The organism is Pseudomonas akapageensis (genome assembly GCF_011355085.1).
Taxonomy (GTDB): domain Bacteria; phylum Pseudomonadota; class Gammaproteobacteria; order Pseudomonadales; family Pseudomonadaceae; genus Aquipseudomonas; species Aquipseudomonas akapageensis.
The window spans coordinates 36373-58573 of the sequence record NZ_VXCP01000046.1 but is presented as its reverse complement, the minus strand read 5'-3'; the positions used below and the strand labels follow the sequence as shown (position 1 = coordinate 58573).

At 58.4% G+C, this 22201-nt stretch carries 17 protein-coding genes, 1 tRNA gene and 1 pseudogene; 3 read left to right on the top strand and 16 right to left on the bottom strand.

Annotation, left to right across the window (positions count from 1 at the left end; translation table 11 throughout):
* Positions 1-115: 115 nt before the first annotated feature.
* From F2S13_RS25260 to rpsU, 8 genes and pseudogenes are all read right to left on the bottom strand, one after another.
* Positions 116-835, bottom strand: a complete 720-nt coding sequence (locus tag F2S13_RS25260) for a replication protein RepA (RefSeq protein ID WP_218584091.1) — start codon at positions 833-835, stop codon at positions 116-118.
* Between the two features lie 191 nt (positions 836-1026).
* On the bottom strand, positions 1027-1233 hold the full coding sequence (locus F2S13_RS25255; RefSeq protein WP_166366030.1) for a DNA-binding protein: 207 nt from the start codon (positions 1231-1233) through the stop codon (positions 1027-1029).
* A gap of 363 nt (positions 1234-1596) precedes the next feature.
* Positions 1597-2653: pseudogene (locus tag F2S13_RS25250) on the bottom strand (site-specific integrase).
* Between the two features lie 106 nt (positions 2654-2759).
* Positions 2760-2836, bottom strand: a tRNA-Ile gene (locus tag F2S13_RS25245).
* Positions 2837-2850: 14 nt separating this feature from the next.
* Entirely contained in the window at positions 2851-6594 is a 3744-nt protein-coding gene (locus tag F2S13_RS25240; protein WP_166366028.1) for a bifunctional diguanylate cyclase/phosphodiesterase, read from the bottom strand.
* Between the two features lie 119 nt (positions 6595-6713).
* A complete protein-coding gene (gene rpoD / locus F2S13_RS25235) occupies positions 6714-8561 on the bottom strand; it encodes an RNA polymerase sigma factor RpoD (protein ID WP_166366026.1) in 1848 nt (615 codons plus the stop codon).
* Between the two features lie 67 nt (positions 8562-8628).
* Positions 8629-10623 (bottom strand): DNA primase, encoded by a 1995-nt coding sequence (dnaG, locus tag F2S13_RS25230; protein WP_166366024.1) that lies wholly within the window; start codon positions 10621-10623, stop codon positions 8629-8631.
* A 397-nt stretch (positions 10624-11020) separates the two neighbouring features.
* Positions 11021-11236, bottom strand: coding sequence for a 30S ribosomal protein S21 (rpsU, locus tag F2S13_RS25225; RefSeq protein WP_002551877.1), 216 nt, complete (start codon positions 11234-11236; stop codon positions 11021-11023).
* Positions 11237-11438: 202 nt separating this feature from the next.
* Between rpsU and tsaD the strand changes: the two genes are divergently transcribed.
* On the top strand, positions 11439-12464 hold the full coding sequence (gene tsaD / locus F2S13_RS25220; RefSeq protein ID WP_166366022.1) for a tRNA (adenosine(37)-N6)-threonylcarbamoyltransferase complex transferase subunit TsaD: 1026 nt from the start codon (positions 11439-11441) through the stop codon (positions 12462-12464).
* A 25-nt stretch (positions 12465-12489) separates the two neighbouring features.
* Here tsaD and plsY read toward each other — a convergent pair whose 3' ends face one another.
* Positions 12490-13059, bottom strand: coding sequence for a glycerol-3-phosphate 1-O-acyltransferase PlsY (gene plsY / locus F2S13_RS25215; RefSeq protein ID WP_166366020.1), 570 nt, complete (start codon positions 13057-13059; stop codon positions 12490-12492).
* A gap of 75 nt (positions 13060-13134) precedes the next feature.
* On the opposite strand from plsY, the gene folB reads away from it, so the two are divergent.
* Both folB and folK read left to right on the top strand, forming a co-directional pair.
* On the top strand, positions 13135-13488 hold the full coding sequence (folB, locus tag F2S13_RS25210) for a dihydroneopterin aldolase (RefSeq protein ID WP_166366018.1): 354 nt from the start codon (positions 13135-13137) through the stop codon (positions 13486-13488).
* Positions 13479-13994 carry a 2-amino-4-hydroxy-6-hydroxymethyldihydropteridine diphosphokinase gene (gene folK / locus F2S13_RS25205; protein ID WP_166366016.1) on the top strand — a complete coding sequence of 172 codons (516 nt, stop codon included), beginning with the start codon at positions 13479-13481 and terminating at the stop codon, positions 13992-13994. Before folB ends, folK begins: the two co-directional genes overlap by 10 nt.
* A 57-nt stretch (positions 13995-14051) precedes the next feature.
* Here folK and F2S13_RS25200 read toward each other — a convergent pair whose 3' ends face one another.
* From F2S13_RS25200 to apaG, 7 genes are all read right to left on the bottom strand, one after another.
* The gene (locus tag F2S13_RS25200) at positions 14052-15212 is read right to left on the bottom strand and encodes a multifunctional CCA addition/repair protein (RefSeq protein ID WP_166366014.1); all 1161 of its coding nucleotides are present in this window, start codon (positions 15210-15212) and stop codon (positions 14052-14054) included.
* A gap of 63 nt (positions 15213-15275) precedes the next feature.
* On the bottom strand, positions 15276-16838 hold the full coding sequence (locus tag F2S13_RS25195; RefSeq protein ID WP_166366012.1) for a SpoVR family protein: 1563 nt from the start codon (positions 16836-16838) through the stop codon (positions 15276-15278).
* A complete protein-coding gene (locus tag F2S13_RS25190) occupies positions 16835-18106 on the bottom strand; it encodes a YeaH/YhbH family protein (protein WP_166366010.1) in 1272 nt (423 codons plus the stop codon). The genes F2S13_RS25195 and F2S13_RS25190 overlap by 4 nt, the downstream gene beginning before the upstream one ends.
* Before the next feature lie 199 nt (positions 18107-18305).
* A complete protein-coding gene (locus F2S13_RS25185) occupies positions 18306-20228 on the bottom strand; it encodes a PrkA family serine protein kinase (RefSeq protein WP_166366008.1) in 1923 nt (640 codons plus the stop codon).
* A 281-nt stretch (positions 20229-20509) separates the two neighbouring features.
* Positions 20510-20839, bottom strand: a complete 330-nt coding sequence (gene glpE, locus F2S13_RS25180) for a thiosulfate sulfurtransferase GlpE (RefSeq protein ID WP_166366006.1) — start codon at positions 20837-20839, stop codon at positions 20510-20512.
* A 32-nt stretch (positions 20840-20871) separates the two neighbouring features.
* Positions 20872-21741: a symmetrical bis(5'-nucleosyl)-tetraphosphatase gene (locus F2S13_RS25175; protein ID WP_166366004.1), complete on the bottom strand. Its 870-nt coding sequence runs from the start codon at positions 21739-21741 to the stop codon at positions 20872-20874.
* Complete coding sequence (gene apaG, locus F2S13_RS25170; RefSeq protein WP_166366002.1) at positions 21741-22121, bottom strand: Co2+/Mg2+ efflux protein ApaG; 381 nt, start codon at positions 22119-22121, stop codon at positions 21741-21743. The genes F2S13_RS25175 and apaG overlap by 1 nt, the downstream gene beginning before the upstream one ends.
* Positions 22122-22201 lie beyond the last annotated feature (80 nt).

The window sequence follows — 22201 nt, the reverse complement described above, 5'->3', positions numbered from 1 at the left end:
CATTTATCGAAATTCTGGGGGGGAATCTAACGATCGCCGGGGGGGGAATCTAACGTGCCGTCGGAAACTTATCCACAGCCTTGCGGTAAGCTCAGCTGTGGGTGAGTAGAAGGGGTCATGCTGTGGATTCTGAGTCGTCATCCATTGGCTTGAATGGAATCGGCGGATCGGATGTCTGTAGCAGTAAGCCACCTCGCACAACTGCCACTTTGGCGCCGGGATAGACTGTCTTTACCTGGTCCAGAGCGGGAACAAACTCCTTTTTGAAGTCCTTGCTGGCATTCTTTCCGACGTATTCACCCGCAAATTGAGTACGAATAGGTTTCCACGAGATTTTTGTTCCATTGCTTGGGACATGATGTAGCCGCTGAGCCAACCATGTGTAGATGTCCAAGGCCAGCGAGGACCCTTTCAAGGCCCACAGCGCTCGCTTGTCCAGTGGTACGGCGCTTTTCTGCAGCGATTTATAAAATTGGTCATCTAAGGTCAGGAGGCCAGGCCACCTTCGACGTCTGTTGTCAGGCAGAGGTTGCCAGGCGTCAAATTGTGAAATGAGGGTGCCATCGACTTCCCGATCATTAAGCCCAAAGTGTATGCGGCATGTGGCAAGCGCATTTATTGCCTGGTGGAGCTTGTCGTATCTGGTGCCTTGCGTGTCCAGCTCCAGTAGCTTTAAAAAGTCTGCCGCAGTGTCTCCAATGGGAATCCTATTAGTCTTATGACGAACTGCATAAGTTGAAATCCAAGTCAACGCAAGGCGAGGCATTGCTCCATATGGGATTTCTTGAAGTACGGGACCGCCGCCCTCGTCAAGATATCCAGCTTGAATGCTCAACCACGCTCGCCCAGAGGATCTGAAGAACTCGCGACCAGAGACTTTTGATCTAGGTAGCCCTAGCTGGCAAAGCCCAGAATGAAAAAATACCAGTTCATCATCCGACGGGGGATGCCGCAAAATTTCTCGACCGATCGTTTCGAGCCTTGCTTTTGTTTTGGACGGTTGACGCTGTAAGTCCTTCATCGTGTTCAGGAAAGAGCCGCCGCGATATCGCTAGCCCGAAAATAAACGCGACGGCCCAGCTTGATACGCGCAATATTAATTTTCTCTGCGAAGCTGCCGGGGCGACTGAGTGTGAAAGAAAGACCTTGTGGGCTCCGATGAAGCAGCTCGGCGAGTTGAGCGAGTGTCAGTAGGGGGCCGAAGCGTTCTAGGATCTGTTGTTCGAGTGTCATTGGGCATCTCCGATGTGATGCCCTAATAGTGGGAAGGGAGTGACCTATTTCTGTTGTTTTGAGGGCGGTGGGTTTCGATAACCTTCGAGTTTTTTCAAGGGGAGCCCTTTCAGCCAGTAGCTATTTGCGTATACGCAAGGGGAATTCTGTAGAGCTGATGGCTGAAGTGGCAGGCGCACCGAATTAGAACCTTAATCGTCCTGCTACGAAAAGTGGAGTATCCGTCCTGCGAAGGCCGGGGGCACGGGCGAACTCTTTGTACGCAATGCTGGTGCCGACAGCCACGAAAGGGGCAATGTGTGTCCAGTTTGGAACAGCCAAGAAAAGTTTCCGCATGCAGAATCTTTTTGGGGCTGAACTACCCTATTTACGGCGAATCGCATCTAGCCGGGATACTAGATCCTCTGCCCGAAGATGGGTGTACCGTCGAAGCATCTGCATGGATTTATGACCACTAATTGCAGCAGCTTCTTGGTCTGATAGCCCACCTTCTACGAGACGGCTGACAGCTTCATGTCGGAGATCATGAAAGCGTAGGTCGGACATGCCTAATTTCCGCTTCAGTTGACCCCAGGTCTTCGTAAACTCGTAGGGCCTGCGCTTTCCATCCTTTCCAGGCTCCCAAAAATACCAAGTTGCAATCGATAGGTCGCACTGGATTGTTGATGGCTGATCGCAGTGCTTCGGTTGCTTGTTTGCTGAGAGGAACTGTCCGCGCAGAGTCATTTTTGGTGTCTGAGAGCCGTACAACGCGTTTCTCTAGATCTACCTGAGATCGCTTTAGGGTTGATATCTCAGAGGAACGCATCCCAGTTTCCAGCGCGATGCGCACTATCCATCCCAGCATGGGGTTGCTGTGGCCATTTACGGCTGCGAGCAAGCGACGCTCTTCATCTGCAGAAAGCCGACGATCACGACCATCACCTGGGCTTGGCTTGCGAATATTGAGAACCGGATTAAATGTCAGCCCCAGCCCCCACTCCTGAATGGCCACAGTGTAGAGGTGACTCAACAGTGCCAGCTCGAGCCGAACAGTGTTGTTGCTAATACGTCCATTGCGTCCGGGTTCGTTCAGGCGTTTATCTCGGAAATCTGCAATGATTTCAGAGGAAAGAGCTGCGAGAGAGTATTTCCCAAGATGCTCAACGAGCTTTTTCGCCTTAGTGGTTTCGCCGCGCTGTGTACTGGACTTTTTGGTAGGGGTGATGTCGGCCAAATAACGTTTTAGGGCGGCCTCAAGCGTCATGCGCTCAGATCCACTACGTTGGATGTAGACGCCCTTGACCATTTCGTCTTCGGTACGCCGTGACCAGTCTTCTGCATCACGCTTCGTACGAAAGGTCTTAGATGCAGTTGGCCAGCCAACCTTCCGAATGACCGCTTTCCAGGTGCCAGAGGGGGTTTTTACGAGAGTTGCCATAAGTTTCTCCGGGGAAAGATCGGTACGGACTGTACCGAAACTGTACCTCGGGAACATCTGATAATGGCGTCAAAAACTGCAGCAGGGCTGCAGGCCTTGATTTATATGGTGGGCCCAGCAGGACTCGAACCTGCGACCAAGGGATTATGAGTCCCCTGCTCTAACCAACTGAGCTATAGGCCCCCAGTGGTCGCGGATTATAACGACGGTTTCTCGACAGTGCTATCCGAAAAGTCGGAAAGACTCGCAAGAAGAAAGGTCGCAGCGAATTCTTCGGGGGGCAGGGGCAGGCTGACGAGGTAGCCCTGGATATGTTCGCAGCCTTCGGCGGCGAGGAATTTTTGCTGGGCCTGGTTCTCGACACCCTCGGCGATGACCGTCAGTTGCATGCTGCGGCCCAGGGCGATGATGGCACGTACGATGGCCGCATCGTGGGGGTCGTCGGGCAGGCCACGGACAAAGGACTGGTCGATCTTGAGGATGTCCAGGGGCAGGCGCTTGAGATAGCTGAGCGAGGAATAGCCGGTGCCGAAGTCGTCGATGGCCAGTTGCACGCCCAGGCGCTTGAGCTGGTGCAGCACGGCGAGGGCTTCCTCGGCCTGGCTCATGATGAAGTTTTCGGTGATTTCCAGTTGCAGGCAACCGGGCTTGAGGTGGTTGATCTTGAGCAGGTGATCGATGCGCTTGACCAGGTTCGGCTGGCGCAACTGTGCACCTGCCAGATTGACGGAGAGCGGGCCGAAGTTTTTGTAGGTTCGATTCCAATCGCGCATTTGCTGGCAGGCGTGTTCCAGTACCCAGTCGCCGAGTTGCAGGATCATGCCGTTTTCTTCGGCAAGCGGAATGAAGTGCTCGCGAGGTACGTTGCCGAAGTTGGGGTGGTTCCAGCGGATCAGGGCTTCGGCGCCCACCAGGCTCTGGTTCTTGAGGCTGAACTTGGGTTGGAAGCACAAGCTCAGTTCGTCGCGCTCGATGGCCCGGCGCAGTTCATGCTCAAGGGCGACGCGCTCGCTGGCCTGTACAGTGAGGTCGCAGGTGTAGGATTCGACGCGGTTACGACCCTTGGCCTTGGAGCGATACATGGCCGCGTCGGCATTCTTGATCAGGCTGGCGACGTCGGTGCCGTCTCTGGGATACAGGCTGGTGCCGATGCTGGCGCTGGTGAAAAACTCGTGGTCACCGGCCTGGAAGGGCGCGCTGAAGCAGGCCAGTAGTTTGTTGGCAATGTTCTCGGCATCGCTGGGCTGGTGCAGACCGGGCAACAGAATGATGAATTCGTCGCCACCCAGGCGCGCCACGGTGTCGATGTCGCGCACCTGTTCCTTGAGGCGATGGGCAATGCCTTTGAGCAGCAGGTCGCCCACCGGGTGCCCGAGGCTGTCGTTGATGTGTTTGAAGCGGTCGAGATCCAGAAACAGCACGGCGCCCTGGCAGCTGGAATCCAGTGGGCAAGTAAGGGCGGCTTGCAGGCGGCTTTCGAACAAGGTGCGGTTGGGCAGGCCGGTAAGTGGGTCGTGGTGCGCCTGGTAGTCGAGTTTGGCCTGTGCATGCTTGAGGCTGGAAATGTCGGCGAACACCGCCACGAAATGGGTGATGGCCCGCGCGCTGTTGCGGACTGCGCTAATGGTGAGCCAGCTGGGGTAGAGCTCGCCGTTCTTGCGTCGGTTGTAGATTTCTCCCTGCCAGTGGCCTTCTGCAGTCAATTGATGCCACAGGGCGACGTAGAAGGCGCTGTCGTGCTGGCCCGAGGCGAGCAAGCGTGGCGTCTGGCCCAGGGCTTCGGCTTCGCTGTAGCCGGTGATTTCGCTGAAGGCGCGATTGACTGCCGTGATGCGCTGTTCCGTATCGGTAATGAGCACGCCTTCGGCCGTGCTTTCGAACACCGTGGCAGCCAGTTGCAGCTTCTCTTGCATCAAGTGGCGATCGGTGATGTCGCGGGCGATGGTCAGCATGCAATCGACGCCGCCGATCGGCAGTGGCCGCGCCGAGAGCTCGCAAAGGCGGATCTCGCCGTCGCTGCGGCGGATGTGGCATCTGAAGTCACGCGCATAGCCGTCTCGTGCAAGGGTATCGAGCAGCCGCTTTCGTTCGTTGAGATCAACCCAGATGCCGAGATCGAGTGTCGAATGATCGATCGAGACGATGCTGTGGTAACCGGTAAGGCGACTGAACCCCTCGTTCACCTCGAGCAGCATGCCATCGCTCTGGCGCGACAGCAGCAGGCCGTCCGGCGAGGCGTGGAAGGCCTTGGCGAACTTCTCTTCGGAGATCTGCAGTTGTTGTTGAGTCTCCTTGAGCTGGCTGATGTCCCGCACCACCACGACCAGCGCCTGGGTGGTGTCGAGCATGAAGGGTTCGGCGGAGATGAGGCCTGTGAACAATTGGCCACTGTGACGGCGAAAGGGCATCTCCAGGTTGCGGATACTGCCGGCTTGCAAGCGCTGCAACAGGCCGGGGCCAATGCCTTCGATGCCCCAGATATTCAGGTCGGTGAGGTTTTGCCCGATGACGTCGGATGAACTCAGTCCAATTTGTTCCTCGAAGGCTGTGTTGACCTCCAGGAGGTAGCCGTTGCTGAGCTGTGCAATCACGAGGATGTCCGGGCACTGTTTGAAGACCGAGGCAAACTTTTGTTCTGAAAGGCGCAGCGCTTCTTCGGTTCTCTTGGTTTCGCTGATGTCGATCATCAGGCCGCGCATGACCGGGGTATAGCCAGGCTCGATCAGGCTGACGATGTCGCGCACCCAGAGGCAACGTCCTTCGACGTTGTAGACCCGGTAATCGAGGCTGTGATCGCGTCCGGCCAGCGTCTCGGCCTCGCAGAAGGCCTGGGCCCAGAGGGCGTCATCGGGGTGCAGAATGCTGCTCCAGAAACCTGGCTTGAGCCATTGGCTCAATGGATAGCCCAGCAGGTCTTCGGCATGGGGCGAGACGTAGGTGTAGGTGAAATCGTCGGCCTTGGCCTCCCAAGCGATGGCCGAAAGGCTCTCGATCAGGCCGCGATAATGGTATTCACTGCTGCGCAATTCCTGTTCCAGGGCAACGCGCCTGGCAATTTCCGAGCTGAGCCTGCGATTGATGCGAATCGCGACTGCCAACCCGATGCATAGCAACAACAGGCTAGGCAGGCCATAGCTGAGCGTGTCATGCCAGATCGTGCGGTGATCGAGCACTTTGCCGACCCAACGCTCCTGGATATCGCTGATTTCAGCAGGTGTCATCTCGGCAAGAACCTTGTCGAGGATGCCGATGAGGATCTTTTGATCGCGTGGGACGGCCATCGCCAGTTGATAGCGATAGGGGGTCTCGCCTGTGACGTACAAGCCATCGAGCTTGAGCTGGCGCAGACTCCAGACGCTCGAAGCAAGGTCGCCGACAACAGCGTCGACCTGGTCGGTTGCCAGGGCCTGTAGAGCCGTGCTGACATTGGGCAGGGCCACCAGGTTGAGGTCGGGATGGTGGCTGCGCAGCAGTTCATGGGGCGCGTAGTTTTCCACCACGGCGATCTTCAACCCATAGAGCTCTTCGAGGTTGCGCGGTTGCGGGCCTCCTTTGTGGGCCAGGATGACAATCGGAAAGTCCAGGTAGGGGCGAGTGAATGCCAGGTAGGTCTGCCGCTCCGGTGTCGACATGATGCCGGGCAGCAAGTCCAGCGAGCCCTGTCTGGCCTGCTCGAGCACGACTGTCCAGCTGACCGGCTCGATCGGCTGGACGGCGACACCCAGTCGCTCCTTTATCAAGGCAATGTAATCGGCGGCCAATCCCTGGTAATGACCTTCCTGGTCCCGGTATTCAAAGGGCGGCCAGGAGGCATCGACGCCAAGGCGCAGCAGTGGATGGTCGCTGAGCCAGGCTTGTTCTTCGGTTGTCAGGGTCAGGGCGTCGGCCGTCGCGGTCCATGCAAACATAGATAGCAACAGAATGGCCGGCAGTTTCGGCATAGCGGCCTCGTTCCCTCGGTGGAATGAATCGAGTGTAGACGGGCATTTCGCCGAGGGGAAAGTTACGCTGGTCGCAAATTGCAGAAAGCAAAACCCCCGGCATGCCGGGGGTTTTGGTATCACTCGTCGAGGAATGAGCGCAGATGCTCGCTTCTCGTCGGATGACGCAGCTTACGCAGCGCCTTGGCTTCGATCTGACGGATCCGCTCACGGGTCACGTCGAACTGTTTACCGACCTCTTCGAGGGTGTGATCGGTATTCATATCGATACCGAAGCGCATGCGCAGCACTTTGGCTTCGCGCGCGGTCAGCCCGGAGAGGACTTCGCGCGTGGCTTCCTTGAGGCTTTCGACGGTAGCGACATCGATTGGCGACTGCATGGTCGAGTCTTCGATGAAGTCACCCAGATGCGAATCTTCGTCATCGCCGATCGGGGTTTCCATGGAGATCGGCTCTTTGGCGATCTTCAATACCTTGCGGATCTTGTCCTCAGGCATCTCCATGCGCTCACCCAGCTCTTCCGGGGTCGGTTCGCGACCCATTTCCTGCAACATCTGGCGGGAAATGCGGTTGAGCTTGTTGATCGTCTCGATCATGTGCACCGGAATACGGATGGTGCGCGCCTGGTCGGCGATCGAGCGGGTGATGGCCTGACGGATCCACCAGGTGGCGTAAGTCGAGAACTTGTAGCCGCGACGGTATTCGAACTTGTCCACCGCTTTCATCAAGCCGATGTTGCCTTCCTGGATCAGATCGAGGAATTGCAGGCCACGGTTGGTGTACTTCTTGGCGATGGAGATCACCAGACGCAAGTTCGCTTCAACCATCTCTTTCTTCGCGCGGCGGGCCTTGGCCTCACCGATCGACATGCGACGGTTGATGTCCTTGATTTCAGCGATGGTCAGACCGGTTTCGGTCTGCAGGTCGACCAGCTTCTGCTGGCAACGCACGATGTCGGCGTCCAGGCGGCCCAGGGCTTCAGCCCACTTGGTGCTGCGCTTGGAGAGGTCACCGCTCCAGGTCATGTCGACTTCGTTGCTCGGGAACAGACGCAGGAAATCGGCACGCGGCATGCGGGCATCACGCACGCATAGCTGCATGATGGCACGCTCTTGCTGGCGCAGGCGATCCAGGGCGCTACGAACGCGCTCGACCAGGCCTTCGAACTGCTTGGGCACCAGTTTGATCGGCATGAACAGCTCGGCCAGGGCGAGCATCTCGGCAATGCCTTGCTTGCTCTCGCGACCGTGCTTTTTCAACGCCTTGAGGGTGATGTCCAGCTGTTCGGAGACGGCACCGAAGCGCTGTTGCGCAATGACGGGGTCAGGACCGCTTTCGGCCTCTTCCTCGTCGTCGCTCGTTTCGCTTTCGTCTTCCTCATCGTCCTTGTCGTCGGCCTTTTCAGACTTTCCAACAGGCGGAGGCACCTCTTCGGCCGGCGGCGCAATGCCGTCGTCCGGATCGATGTACCCGCTCAGGACGTCGGACAGGCGGCCACCTTCGGTGGTCACACGATCGTATTCGCTGAGGATGTGCTCGACCGTGCCAGGGAAGTGCGCGATTGCGCCCATCACTTCACGAATGCCTTCTTCGATACGCTTGGCGATTTCGATTTCGCCTTCACGGGTCAGAAGCTCGACGGTACCCATTTCGCGCATGTACATGCGCACCGGGTCCGTCGTGCGGCCGATGTCGGTTTCCACTGCCGCCAACGCTGCGGCCGCTTCTTCGGCGGCTGCTTCGTCGGTGTCGGCTTCGGCCAACAGAAGAGCATCCGCATCCGGAGCACTCTCGAATACGTTGATCCCCATGTCGTTGATCATGCGGATGATGTCTTCCACCTGTTCCGGATCTGAAATATCCTCCGGCAGGTGGTCGTTGACCTCCGCGTAAGTCAGGTAGCCCTGCTCACGACCGCGGGTGATCAACTCTTTGATGCGAGACTGCTGTTGCGCTTTTCCGGACATAACACCCTATCCACTGAAGGTCTTGGCGGGCAAAAAACAAGCCGAGGATTATACCCGAGCATGGACCTCACGCGCCAGTTGAGGTCGGGGTTTGTGCGGGAACATTCCTGTTGAGAAGGTCGCGCAGCTGATTTTTTTCCTCTGCACTCAGTTCACTTTGACGTGCTTTCCTGAGCAGATGTTCCAGGCTGCGCTCGCGTTGGCGAGCGGACAAGCTAGTTATAGTGTCGAAAAACTGTTGTTCAAGGTTGTCGGCATCGATCAACCATTCCTTTTCGGCCAGTGCGCGCAGCAGGCGTCCTTGTTCGGTGCCATGCCAGCGCGCAATCAGTTGTAATGAGCGTAGCTTAGGATTCTTCTGCAGGGCTTCGAGCAGGGCCACCAACAGCTGGGCGTAGACATGGTCTTCGGCCGCGAAGTGACTGGCATCCTCGACTTTTTCCGCCAGTTGCGGATGGTGCAGAAGCGTACGCAAAGCACTGAGTGTTGGAGGTTCGACGCTCGTCGGCACGCGCGGGGCACGTGCTTCGAAATCCTGGCGTTTGCCGTTCTTGTCCCAGGGCTTGCCCTTTTTATCCCAGGGTTTGCCTTCCCACTTCTTTTTCTGGCCGCCGTCGTTCCTGGGCGTCCATTCCTGCTGCTGGGGCTGGGGGGCAAACGCGTCCGGGTGGTGGAAGTCGCTGTAGTCCGGGCTGTAATCGGGAATCGCGTCGTAATCGATCGACGGATCGTAGCTGGGTGGTGCCTCGGCGGGCGGGTTGTGTGCCAGCTGTTCCACTTCGGCGATGTTGAGCCCGGTGATTTCCCGCAGGCGATTGCGCATCAATGTGCGCAAGTTGGCGCCGGGTACTTTTTCGATGAGCGGTGCGGCCAGGGTCGCCATGTGCGCCTTGCCTTCGAGCGACCGCGGGTCGGCTTCTTCGGTCAATTGCTGGAAGAAGTAATCGGCCAGCGGCTGGGCGTGCTGGTTGATCCGGGCGCGGAAGGCGTCGGTGCCTTCGGAGCGGACCAGGGTGTCGGGGTCTTCGCCTTCGGGCAGGAACAGGAAACGCGCCTTGCGCCCGTCCTGAAGGCTCGACAGGGTTGCCTCCAGGGCGCGCCAGGCGGCGTTGCGGCCGGCCTGGTCGCCGTCGAAGCAGAACAGCACGCTGGGCACGACGCGGAACAGGCGCTTGAGGTGTTCTTCGCTGGTGGCGGTGCCGAGGGTGGCCACGGCGTTGCGCAGGCCTTGCTGGGCCAGAGCGATCACGTCCATGTAGCCTTCGACGACAATGATTTCGTCGAGGTTACGGTTGAACTTGCGTGCCTCGAACAGCCCGTAGAGTTCCTGGCCCTTGTGGAATACCGGGGTTTCCGGGGAGTTCAGGTATTTGGGCTTGTCGTCGCCCAGCACGCGCCCGCCGAAGGCGATCACCCGGCCACGGCTGTCGCGGATCGGGAACATCACGCGATCGCGGAAGCGGTCGTAGCGTTTGCCGGTTTCGGCGTTCTCGATAAGCAGGCCGGCATCGATCATGGCCTTTTGCTGCAAGGTGTCGCTGCTCAGGTGTTTGAACAGATTGTCCCAACCCGGCGGGGCGAAGCCCAGGCCAAAGTCCCGGGCGATTTCGCCGGAGAGGCCGCGACCCTTGAGGTAATCGACGGCGGCCTTGCGCGTGGGATGGCTCTTGAGGGCCTGGCGGTAATAGTCGGCGGCGGCCGTGAGCAGCGGGTAGAGCGGCGAGTCGGTCGGTTGCCGGGGCTTGTGTCCGCGCCCGCTTTCTTCTCGGGGGACTTCCATGCCGGCGGCCTTGGCCAGGTCCTCGACAGCCTGGGGGAAGTCCAGGTTGTCGTGGTCCATGATGAAGCCCAGTGCATTGCCGCCAGCGCCGCAACCGAAACAGTAGTAGAACTGCTTGTCGGGGCTGACACTGAATGAGGGGGTCTTTTCCTTGTGGAACGGGCAGCATGCGGTGTAGTTCTTGCCTGCTTTTTTCATTTGCAGGCGCGAGCTCACGACATCGACGATATCGGTGCGGTTAAGAAGGTCGTCGATAAAGCTTTGGGGGATCAGCCCGGCCATGGCGTTCTCATCATCAGGCGACAAAGCGGCGGCGCTGACGCGACCGGCTGCTCGTTGGACTCAAGTGTAATCGCTAATACGGCGCAAACGGCAACGCATCCGAGAACAGCCTGGGCCGAAGTCGAATGGCGTGATTCAATACTGGAATTGGTGCCTTGCCAGTACCTTGCGGGAAGGTCTGGAAAGGGCGTGCTCGTCTGCAGCCGGTAAAGGCTCGTCAGTGTCGACGTGCACATCTGGCGTTGAGGCCAGCTCTGACGTTTTGGGCAGGTTCGCCTTCGTCCGCGTGAGCGGGCGGGGCGGCCTCTTGCTCTAAAGCTTGAGGGTGCAGCTGCAACTGCCGGCAGCCCGGCTTTAAGGCCGGGCGAGGCAGAAGCTTGCGACGGGCGTCTGTAAATTAATACAGGCGAACGGCGCGGCGCTGTTCGCGCTGTACTTTCTTGGCGTGACGTTTGACAGCGGCTGCTGCCTTGCGCTTACGCTCAGAAGTCGGCTTCTCGTAAAATTCGCGGCTACGAACTTCAGCCAGAACACCGGCTTTTTCGCAGGAGCGCTTGAAACGACGCAGAGCTACGTCGAAGGGTTCGTTCTCTTTAACTTTGACGGCTGGCATCCAGAGCTACCTTCATTCATTACCGGGGTCAACGTACTCGTGGCAAGAAACTCGCGCTGAAGAACGTCGGTTTTTAAGGGTTGCGGATGTTAACCCTAAGGCGCTCGGAATGCAAAGCCTCTGATCGAAAACCGCTGGTCGGCATCGGAAGTGGCGACTATCATGCGCGCCTTCGAATTCAGCCTCAACAAGGCGCAGACCCATGCTAGTACTGGGATTGGAAACATCCTGCGACGAAACCGGCGTCGCATTATACGACAGTGAGCGTGGCCTGCTGGCCGACGCACTGTTCAGTCAGATCGACCTGCACCGCGCCTATGGCGGCGTGGTACCGGAGCTGGCCTCGCGTGATCACGTCAAGCGCATGCTGCCGTTGATTCGCCAGGTGCTGGCCGAGGCCGACTGCGTGCCCACCGAGATCGACGCAATCGCCTATACCGCGGGTCCCGGCCTGGTTGGTGCGCTGTTGGTCGGCGCGTCCTGCGCGCAGGCGCTGGCGTTTGCCTGGGGCATTCCAGCCCTGGGCGTGCACCACATGGAAGGCCATTTGCTGGCGCCGATGCTGGAAGAGCAGCCACCGGAATTCCCGTTCGTCGCTTTGTTGGTGTCCGGTGGTCATACCCAGTTGGTTCGGGTCGATGGCATCGGTCGTTACGAGCTGTTGGGCGAGACCCTGGACGATGCCGCGGGTGAAGCGTTCGACAAGACCGCCAAGATGATCGGTCTGAATTATCCCGGCGGCCCGGAGATCGCTCGCCTGGCTGCCCAGGGGGTTGCCGGTCGTTTCGTCTTCCCGCGGCCGATGACCGATCGCCCGGGGCTGGATTTCAGCTTCAGCGGCCTGAAAACCTTTGCCCTCAATACCTGGCAGCAGTGCCAGAGCACTGGGGACGACGGCGAGCAAACCCGTTGCGACATCTCGCTGGCCTTCCAGCAGGCGGTAGTGGAGACTCTGACGATCAAATGCCGTCGGGCCTTGAAACAGACGGGCATGAAACGGCTGGTCATTGCCGGTGGCGTCAGCGCCAACAAGGCTTTGCGTGCATCGCTGGAAACAATGCTCGGTGAGCTCAAGGGCAATGTCTACTACGCTCGTCCTGAATTCTGCACCGATAATGGTGCAATGATCGCGTTCGCCGGTTGCCAGCGATTGCAGGCCGGCCAGAAGGAAAGCCTGGCAATCAGCGTGCAGGCACGTTGGCCGATGGAGCAGTTGTCGGCGTTGTAACCTGAGCGCCGCTCATGCCGAGTATTCAGAAATGCCGTTCGCGTCCGGCAAACAGGTCGCGTAGATTGCCCCGGTGGCGCCAGACGATGAGCAGTGTCAGCATGCTGATTGGCAGCAGTGCCTCGGGTTCGCGCCAGGCCAGTAGTGGCAGGGTCAGCGGGGTGGCGATCAGGGCGGCCAGTGAGCTGGTGCGGGTCAGGTAGAAGGTGAGCATCCAGGCAGAAATGGCCAGGAGCGCGGCGGGGGGGTACAGCCCCAGCAGCATGCCGGCGGCAGTGGCAACGCCTTTGCCGCCGCGAAAGCGAAAGTACACCGGAAACAGGTGGCCGAGCACTGCGCAGAGTCCGATCCAGGCTTGTTGTTGCAGGGGCAGGCCGGCCAGGTTGGCGATCAGTATGGGGAGCAACCCTTTGCACAGGTCGCCAAGCAACGTGATGACGGCGAGCTTTTTGCCGGCCAGGCGCAGCATGTTGGTGGCGCCAGCATTGCCGGAGCCGCCCAGGCGCGGGTCCGGACTGCCGGTAAGGCGACTGAGTACGATGGCAAAGGACAGCGAGCCAAGCAGGTAGGCGAGAAACGCCAGTAACCAAAACATGCTAACTATTCCGGGCGAGGACGCCCCTGATTCTAACGGCGCATTGCGCCCTTGTCGTGCAGCGGAGAGAAGTGCTTGGACAGAGTGTTTATCGAAGGTCTGGAAGTCGACACCGTTATCGGTGCTTATGACTGGGAGCGCGGCATTCGTCAGTGCTTGCGCCTGGACCTGAGCCTGGCCTGGGACAACCGTCCGGCCGCTGCAGGCGACGACCTGACCCTGGCCCTCGATTACGCCAGTGTGTGCACGCGAATCCAGGGCTTTGCCGAGCACGCTCAGTTTCAGTTGGTCGAGACGTTCGCCGAGCGTCTGGCCGAAGTCCTGATGAGCGAGTTCCAGATTCCCTGGTTGCACCTGCGCTTGACCAAACCCGGTGCTGTCCCCGCTGCCAAAGGGGTGGGTGTGGAGATCGAGCGCGGATGTCTCTGACCCCCGTTTATCTTGGGCTTGGTAGCAATATCGAGCGCGAAGCCCATTTGTGCGCCGGGCTCGACGCCTTGGCCGGATTTCTTCAGGACGTGCGCTGCTCTGCAGTGTTCGAAAGCCAGCCGGTGGGCATCAAGAGTGGTCCGTTCTTCAACATGGTGGTGTCGGCCTGGACCGACCTGCCGTTGATGGAGCTGGACCGCCGCTTGAAGTTCATCGAGGCCGACAACGGCCGCTATGCGCCAGACCGCAAGGGCTTGCCGCTGGATATCGACGTGTTGCTGTATGGCGATCTGGTTGGCAACTTCGATGGTCTGATTCTGCCGCGTGCCGAGATTCTCAAGAATGCGTTCGTTCTGTGGCCATTGTCATTGATCGCGCCGGATCTTGTGCATCCTGTGGCGGGCAAAAGTTTCCAGGCGTTGTGGGCTGAATCCAGTATCGATCAGGTGCTGGCGCCGGTTCCGTTCGAGTGGAATGGGCGGCAGTTGACGCGCGATATCGTTTGATCGGAGCATTTTGCGACCGGTTCCCGGTCGAGCGCAAAGCACTCGCAGGATCTCGGATCAACTCCCCTTGTAGGTCTGCAACGCCTTGAGCCGCTCGGCCTTGAGTGCTTCACCCAACTCCTTGCCCTTGATCCCCTGTTCGATTAGCGGCTGCACAGCCACCGCACGCGCAGTCTCTGCCGCGCCACGCAAGTAGTCGCCTTGTGGATAACTGCACTCTTCCTGGCCCTGGCGTGCACGCGCATCCATCTCGCAGGCAGCAATGAACTCCTCAAAGCGTTGCGGGCGGCGATACACATCAAAACTCTGCAGCAATTCGAGCAAGGTCGAAGCCTCGAGCTCCAGCGCCCGCTGGGCGTGGGTAAGGTATTGGCCGACCAATAGCGCCAGTTCCTGGCAGTCCCGAGGCACCTTGAAGCGCTCGTTCACTGTCTTGATCAGCTGTTGTGGCGGGGTTTGTCCCTTGCCAAGACCGTGCAGCAGGCAGGCCCAGCGCACGCTGAGTGGTTGTTGATGCCTGGCTGCCTGCTCGAGCACGCTGAGGGTGTGCGTGCCGGCGTCTGGCTGCGGTACGTCAAACAGTGCATCGACTTCCGGAAGCAATTCCTTGAGCGCGCCGCAGTCGCGCAGGACCTGCACAAATACCTGGGGTTGATCCTCCATCAGGGCGCGGGCGATTTCCTTCCAGCTGCGTTCCGGCGTCAGGGCCTGCAACTCACCCGATTCGCTGAGTTGACGCATCAAGTCCAGGGTTTCGGTGGCGACGGTAAAACCCAATCCGGCGTAACGTGCCGCAAAGCGGGCAACGCGCAGGACTCGCAGGGGATCTTCGGCGAATGCGGGTGAAACGTGGCGCAAGATTCGCGCGCAAAGGTCATCCTGTCCATGGTAAGGGTCGGTCAGTCGTCCCTGTTCATCTTCGGCCATGGCGTTGATGGTCAGGTCCCGTCGAATCAGGTCCTGTTCGAGGGTGACGTCTGGGCTGGCGTGAAAGACAAAGCCGCCGTAGCCTCGGCCGCTTTTGCGCTCGGTGCGCGCCAGCGCGTATTCCTCACCACTTTTGGGGTGGAGAAACACAGGGAAGTCGGCACCTACGGGCCGATAGCCCAGCGATTGCATCTGTTCGGCGGTGGCGCCGACCACGACCCAATCGATATCGGTGACCGGCCTGCCCAGGAGTCGATCGCGCACAGCGCCGCCGACTTTATAAATCTGCATAAAAAACCTCCGTTGACCCGACAGGATACCTGTTGTGCAGGGTCAAGGGAGGTGCGCCGTGGGTTACAGGTGAACCACTGCCAGGTCCAGGCGACCGTAGTCGCCATCGCCATGTTCGCTTCTGGGCGGCACGTGATGGGTTTTCATCACCTGGTCGCCCTGCAGGGTTTCCAGATGAATGTCGAAGCCCCACAGCCGGTGCAGATGTTTGAGTACCTCTTCTGTCGATTCGCCCAGGGGTTTGCGGTCATGTTGCTGGTGTCGCAGGGTCAGCGAACGGTCGCCGCGTCGGTCAATGCTCCAGATCTGCACGTTGGGTTCGCGATTGCCCAGGTTGTATTGCGAGGCGAGGATTTCGCGAATGATCCGATAACCTTCTTCGTCATGGATGGCCGGCACCAGCAGGTCTTCGCGCTGATCGTCGTCGAGGATGCTGAACAGCTTCAGATCGCGGATGACCTTGGGTGACAGGTACTGCAGGATGAAACTCTCGTCCTTGAAGCTGCTCATGGCGAACTTGATGGTCGACAGCCAGTCGCTGCCCGCGATGTCCGGGAACCAGCGACGGTCCTCCTCAGTGGGGGCTTCGCAGATGCGGCGGATGTCGCGGTACATCGAGAAGCCCAGCGTGTAGGGGTTGATGCCGTTGTAATAAGGACTGTCGAAACCTGGCTGGAAGACGACGCTGGTGTGAGACTGGAGAAACTCCATCATGAAGCCGTCGGTGACCAGGCCTTCGTCGTACAGATCGTTCATCAAGGTGTAGTGCCAGAATGTTGCCCAGCCTTCGTTCATCACCTGAGTCTGGCGTTGCGGGTAAAAATATTGTGCGATCTTGCGCACGATCCGCACCACTTCCCGTTGCCAGGGTTCGAGCAGCGGCGCGTGTTTTTCGATGAAATAGAGGATATTTTCCTGCGGTTCGGCGGGGAAGCGCGCATTATCGCGTTCGCTGTTCTTGTCCGCGCTCTTGGGTATGGTTCGCCACAGGTCATTGATCTGTTTCTGCAGATGTTCTTCGCGGTCTTTCTGACGCCGCCGTTCTTCCTCAGCGGAAATAGGGTAGGGCCGTTTGTAGCGATCGACGCCGTAGTTCATCAGGGCATGGCAGGAGTCGAGCAGATCCTCCACTGCATCGATGCCGTGTCGTTCCTCGCATTGCATGATGTACTGCTTGGCAAATACCAGGTAATCGATGATCGAACTGGCATCGGTCCAGGTGCGGAACAGGTAGTTGCCTTTGAAAAAGCTGTTGTGGCCATAGCAGGCATGGGCAACCACCAGTGCCTGCATGCACATGGTGTTTTCTTCCATCAGGTAGGCGATGCAAGGGTCGGAGTTGATCACGATCTCGTAGGCCAACCCCATTTGGCCGCGGCTGTAGGACTTCTCTGTGCTGAGAAAGTGTTTGCCGTAGGACCAGTGGTGGTACCCCAGGGGCATGCCGACCGAGGCATAGGCGTCCATCATCTGTTCGGCGGTAATGACCTCGATCTGGTTGGGGTAGGTATCCAGCGCATAGCGTTCGGCAATACGACTGATTTCCCGGTCGTAGGCCTGGATAAGTTCAAAGGTCCATTCTGAACCCGTCGAAATGGGGATGCGTTTCTGCTCTCTAGCGGTCATGTCACTAACCTGCGCTGAAAGAGTTCACGGAAGACCGGGTAGATATCGCCGGCCGATACCAGCTGCTGCTGGGCAAACGTGTCGGCAAAGGCTTCACCGATGCGCTCGTACTCGAACCACAGGGCCTGATGTTCGCGGGGCGTAATCTCCACGTAAGTGTAGTACTGCACGAACGGCATGATTTGCTTGCTCAGGATCTCGCGGCAAATGGGGGAGTCGTCGTTCCAGTTATCTCCGTCGGAGGCCTGTGCGGCGTAGATATTCCATTCGTTGGTCGGGTAGCGTTCGGCCATGATTTCCTGCATCAGCTTCAATGCGCTGGAAACGATGGTGCCGCCGGTCTCGCGCGAATAGAAGAACTCTTCCTCGTCGACTTCCCGGGCGCTGGTGTGGTGGCGGATGAATACCACCTCGATCTTGTCGTAATTACGCTTGAGGAACAGGTACAGCAAGATGAAAAAGCGCTTGGCGATGTCCTTGGTGGCTTGGGTCATGGAGCCCGACACGTCCATCAGGCAAAACATCACGGCCTTGGAGCTGGGGTTGGGCTGTTTCACCAGCAAGTTGTATTTCAGGTCGAAGGTATCGAGCCAAGGCACCCGATAGATTCGCGCCCGCAGACGCTCGATTTCTGCCTCGATTTCCTGAATATCGCCGAAGTTATCCGGTTCTTCGCGTTTCAAACGGTCCAGTTCCGCCATGGCCAGGCGCAGCTTGCCGCGGCTGCTGCCGGACAGGGCGATACGTCGCGCGTGGGCCGAGCGCAGGGTGCGGATGATATTGATCCGGGCGGGGTTGCCTTCGTTGCTGATACCGGCACGGACGGTCTTGAAAGTATCACTGCCGCTCAGGTGGCGCTTGACCAGGTTGGGCAGCTCCAGGTCCTCGAACATGAACTCGAGAAATTCTTCCTGGGTAATCTGGAAGACGAATTCGTCCATGCCTTCGCCGGAGTTGCCAGCCTTGCCGGGGCCCCTGCCGCCACCGCCTCCCGGTGGTCGCGCAATGTGTTCCCCGGCGGTGAACTCCTTGTTCCCGGGGTGGACCACGGTTTGTTTGCCACCGCGACCATGGTGCAGCACAGGTTCATCGATATCGCGACCAGGGATGCTGATCTGCTCACCGTGCTCCATATCCGTAATGGAACGGCGGCTTACTGCTTCTTCAACAGCTTTTTTGATGTGGTCACGGTAACGCCGCAGGAACCGTTGGCGGTTCACCGTGCTCTTGTTCTTGCCATTGAGACGTCGGTCGATCACATAGCTCATGACTGCTCCTTAGAAGCTGTCTTGAAACAGGTCGAGCGGCTGAGCAAGGTCGGTTACGGGGCATCCAGGAAAGATGCCCTGAATCAGGTTTGCATTGTCAGCTCGCCGCCGGTTTCTACAACACCTTCCTAGAGCCTGTGTATCAGAAAAAACGGACACAGGCTCTGGGCTAACGACAACCGGTGCGCCCGGTTGCGGATTATTGAGATTTTCTAACCCGCAGGTACCATTCCGAGAGCAGCCGGACTTGCTTGTCTGTGTAACCGCGTTCCACCATCCGTGTGACGAAGTCGTTGTGTTTTTGCTGGTCTTCTTTACTGGCCTTGGCGTTGAAGCTGATAACAGGCAGCAGATCCTCGGTATTGGAGAACATTTTCTTCTCGATCACTACGCGCAGTTTCTCGTAGCTGAGCCAGGTCGGATTCTTGCCGTTATTGTTGGCCCGGGCACGCAAGACGAAGTTGACGATTTCGTTGCGGAAATCCTTCGGATTGCTGATGCCTGCCGGTTTTTCGATTTTTTCCAGTTCTTCGTTAAGTGCCACCCGATTGAGGATCTCGCCGGTTTCAGGGTCGCGATATTCCTGATCCTGAATCCAGAAGTCCGCATACAGCACGTAGCGGTCGAAGATGTTTTGCCCGTATTCGCTGTAGGACTCCAGGTAGGCAGTCTGGATTTCCTTGCCGATGAACTCGATGTAGCGCGGTGCCAGGTACTCTTTCAGGTAGCGCAGGTAGCGTTCGCGCACTTCAGCCTGGAACTGTTCCTGCTCGATCTGTTGCTCCAGCACGTACAGCAGGTGTACCGGGTTGGCTGCGATTTCATGCGGGTCGAAGTTGAAGACTTTCGACAGGATCTTGAAGGCGAACCGGGTGGAGAGGCCGTTCATGCCCTCGTCGACCCCTGCCGAATCGCGGTATTCCTGGATCGATTTGGCCTTCGGATCGGTGTCCTTGAGGTTTTCGCCATCATAAACACGCATCTTCGAGTAGATGTTCGAGTTTTCCGGCTCCTTGAGGCGTGACAGCACGGTGAACTGGGCGAGCATCTTCAGGGTGTCAGGTGCGCAATGCGCCTTGGCCAGAGAGCTGTTGAACAGCAGCTTGTCGTAGATTTTGACTTCATCGGTGACGCGCAGGCAGTAAGGGACCTTGACGATATAGATCCGGTCGATGAAAGCCTCGTTGTTCTTGTTGTTGCGGAAGCTGTGCCATTCCGATTCGTTGGAGTGGGCCAGCAGGATCCCGGTGAAGGGAATGGCGCCGAGGCCTTCGGTACTGTTGTAGTTGCCTTCCTGGGTCGCGGTCAGCAATGGGTGCAGCACCTTGATCGGTGCCTTGAACATTTCCACGAATTCCATCAGGCCCTGGTTGGCCCGGCAGAGGGCGCCCGAGTAGCTGTAGGCGTCGGCGTCGTTCTGTGGAAACTCTTCGAGCTTGCGGATATCGACCTTGCCGACCAGCGCGGAAATATCCTGGTTGTTTTCGTCGCCCGGTTCGGTCTTGGCTACGGCGATCTGGTTGAGGATCGAAGGGTAGAGCTTGACCACGCGGAACTGGCTGATGTCGCCGCCGAACTCGGCCAGGCGCTTGGTGGCCCAGGGTGACATGATGGTATTGAGGTAGCGGCGCGGAATGCCGAAGTCTTCCTCCAGGATGGCGCCATCTTCCGTGGCGTTGAATAGCCCCAGCGGTGATTCGAAGACCGGCGAACCCTTGATGGCGTAGAAGGGCACCTTCTCGATCAGTTGCTTGAGTTTTTCAGCCAGGGACGACTTACCGCCACCCACCGGACCCAGCAGATAGAGGATTTGTTTCTTCTCTTCAAGACCCTGGGCTGCATGGCGGAAGTAGGAGACGATCTGATCGATGCATTCCTCCATGCCATGGAAGTCTTCGAAGGCCGGATAGCGACGGATTACTTTGTTCGAGAAAATCCGCGACAGTCGGGAATTGCTCGAGGTGTCGAGCAGTTCGGGTTCCCCAATGGCCAACAGAAGGCGTTCGGCGGAGGAGGCGTAAGCACTGCGATCCTTTTTGCAGAGCTCAAGGTACTCCTGAAGCGAGAGTTCTTCCTGGCGTGTTGATTCGAAACGTTGTTGGAAGTGGCTAAAAATACTCATGACGTCACCTCGCTCGATACGTGGAGCCGACGTCGGATCAGTCAGTTGATGCTGGCATGCAACCGGAAAACCGGATGCTGTATACCCCCCAGAACACCTGTAAAGTCGCTACCGATGACCCGCACGCCGGTGTACCGGCTCTCCCCTTTTTGGATGGCCTGGGCTTAAGGATAGTTCGGAATCGGAGAGGTCAAGGCGCAATGCGCAATAAGTTCTGGCTGACCGTTCGTCAGCCAGGGCTCTAGGCCGTGTATCACGCGGGTTACAGGTCTTGAAAAAAATTATTCGGGCGAACTTGCGGCTGTTTCCGCCGGATAGGTCGCGCGCCAGAGCTCGAAGCCGCCATCGAGGCTGTAGACATCCGAGAAGCCCTGGCTGACCAGATACGCAGCGGCGCTCTGGCTGGAATTGCCATGATAGCAGACCACTACCAGCGGGGCGTCGAGGTCGGCCTTGGTGATGAAGTCGTGCAGGGAATGGTTGTCCAGGTGCTTAGAGCCGCTGATGTGGTTCAGGGCATAGGTCTGCGGGTCGCGGATGTCGACTACGACCGCACCCTGCTCACGCAGGGCCTGTGCCTGCTCTGGAGGGATGCGTTTGAATTCGCTCATGGGTAAGGATCCTTCATGACTGATCGTGCATTCTAGCGCTTTGTGGTGGCCGTGGCGTCGGGCGGCGCCAGATGGCGAGGCTTGGCGTTGTCATCGCATTCGCAGCGATGGCGTTCGCCGGTGTCGACGTTGAGCAGGGTCAAGGCACCACCCCACACGCAGCCGGTGTCCAGGGCGATAATACCGGGCTCGTCGACTCGGCCTTCCAGCGCTGCCCAATGGCCGAAGATGATTTTCAGGAGGCGAGTCCGGCGTGACTTGTGCGCATACCAGGGCAGATAACCGGCCGGCGCGCTATCGGCCCCTTCCTTGCTCTTGAGGTCGAGCTTGCCTTCTTTAGTACAGAAACGCATGCGGGTGAAATAGTTGGTGATCAGGCGCAGGCGATCGATGCCCCTGAGATTTCTGTCCCACTTGTTAGGCTCATTGCCATACATGCCATCGAGGTAGGGCTTGAACCGATTGTCGTCGCGCAAAACCTCTTCGACTTCGGCGGCATAGCGCAACGCCTTGCTCATGCTCCATTGCGGCGGAATGCCGGCATGGACCAGGGCGACTTCACGCTGCTCATCGAAATGCAGCAATTTCTGCTGGCGTAGCCAGTCCAGCAGTTCTTTGGCGTCGGGCGCTTCGATGATCTCGCGCAGGGTGTCGGCTTTTTTCAAGCGCTCGATGTTATGCCCTGCCGCCAGCAGATGCAGGTCATGGTTGCCCAGCACGCATACCAGCGAATGGCGCATTGCGTACAGAAAACGCAGAGTCGCCAGGGATTCCGGGCCGCGATTTACCAGGTCGCCAACCAGCCACAACTGGTCTTTTGCCGGGTCGAAGGCGACACGCTCGAGGAGGCATATGAGCGGTTGCAGGCAGCCCTGCAGGTCGCCGACTGCATACACTGCCATCAGTGCAGGGCCCCGGGAACGGCCAGGCGAAACGGGGCGATGACTGCGTCGAAAACTTTGCCGTCTTCCGCAATCATCTTGTAGCTGCCCTGCATGTTGCCCACCTTGGTAGTCATCACTGTGCCGCTGCTATAGGTGTGGCTCTTGCCGACCTGGATCAATGGCTGCTGCCCGACCACGCCCTCGCCGCGAACCTCTTCGACGTGGCCGTCGCCGTCGGTGATCACCCAATGCCGCGACAGCAATTTCGCAGGGAGCAGGCCATTGTTCTGCACGGTGATGGTATAGGCGAAGGCGTAGCGGTTTTGCTCGGGTTGCGACTGATCTGCGAGAAAACGGGTGACGACGCTGACGTCGATCTTATATCGAGGATCGGACATGCAAGAGGCCTTAAAAGCGGACGCGAATAAAACCGGTGGTTGCCGGTTGGTTCAGTCTAGGCCATCTGGTGCCCGTGAGG

What these genes read in the sequence shown, in the direction of transcription:
- F2S13_RS25255 (WP_166366030.1), bottom strand. Translation starts at nt 1,233, where the DNA reads ATGACACTCGAACAACAGATCCTAGAACGCTTCGGCCCCCTACTGACA.
- F2S13_RS25240 (WP_166366028.1), bottom strand. Translation starts at nt 6,594, where the DNA reads ATGCCGAAACTGCCGGCCATTCTGTTGCTATCTATGTTTGCATGGACC.
- rpoD (WP_166366026.1), bottom strand. Translation starts at nt 8,561, where the DNA reads ATGTCCGGAAAAGCGCAACAGCAGTCTCGCATCAAAGAGTTGATCACC.
- dnaG (WP_166366024.1), bottom strand. Translation starts at nt 10,623, where the DNA reads ATGGCCGGGCTGATCCCCCAAAGCTTTATCGACGACCTTCTTAACCGC.
- rpsU (WP_002551877.1), bottom strand. Translation starts at nt 11,236, where the DNA reads ATGCCAGCCGTCAAAGTTAAAGAGAACGAACCCTTCGACGTAGCTCTG.
- tsaD (WP_166366022.1), top strand. Translation starts at nt 11,439, where the DNA reads ATGCTAGTACTGGGATTGGAAACATCCTGCGACGAAACCGGCGTCGCA.
- plsY (WP_166366020.1), bottom strand. Translation starts at nt 13,059, where the DNA reads ATGTTTTGGTTACTGGCGTTTCTCGCCTACCTGCTTGGCTCGCTGTCC.
- folK (WP_166366016.1), top strand. Translation starts at nt 13,479, where the DNA reads ATGTCTCTGACCCCCGTTTATCTTGGGCTTGGTAGCAATATCGAGCGC.
- F2S13_RS25200 (WP_166366014.1), bottom strand. Translation starts at nt 15,212, where the DNA reads ATGCAGATTTATAAAGTCGGCGGCGCTGTGCGCGATCGACTCCTGGGC.
- F2S13_RS25195 (WP_166366012.1), bottom strand. Translation starts at nt 16,838, where the DNA reads ATGACCGCTAGAGAGCAGAAACGCATCCCCATTTCGACGGGTTCAGAA.
- F2S13_RS25190 (WP_166366010.1), bottom strand. Translation starts at nt 18,106, where the DNA reads ATGAGCTATGTGATCGACCGACGTCTCAATGGCAAGAACAAGAGCACG.
- F2S13_RS25185 (WP_166366008.1), bottom strand. Translation starts at nt 20,228, where the DNA reads ATGAGTATTTTTAGCCACTTCCAACAACGTTTCGAATCAACACGCCAG.
- glpE (WP_166366006.1), bottom strand. Translation starts at nt 20,839, where the DNA reads ATGAGCGAATTCAAACGCATCCCTCCAGAGCAGGCACAGGCCCTGCGT.
- F2S13_RS25175 (WP_166366004.1), bottom strand. Translation starts at nt 21,741, where the DNA reads ATGGCAGTGTATGCAGTCGGCGACCTGCAGGGCTGCCTGCAACCGCTC.
- apaG (WP_166366002.1), bottom strand. Translation starts at nt 22,121, where the DNA reads ATGTCCGATCCTCGATATAAGATCGACGTCAGCGTCGTCACCCGTTTT.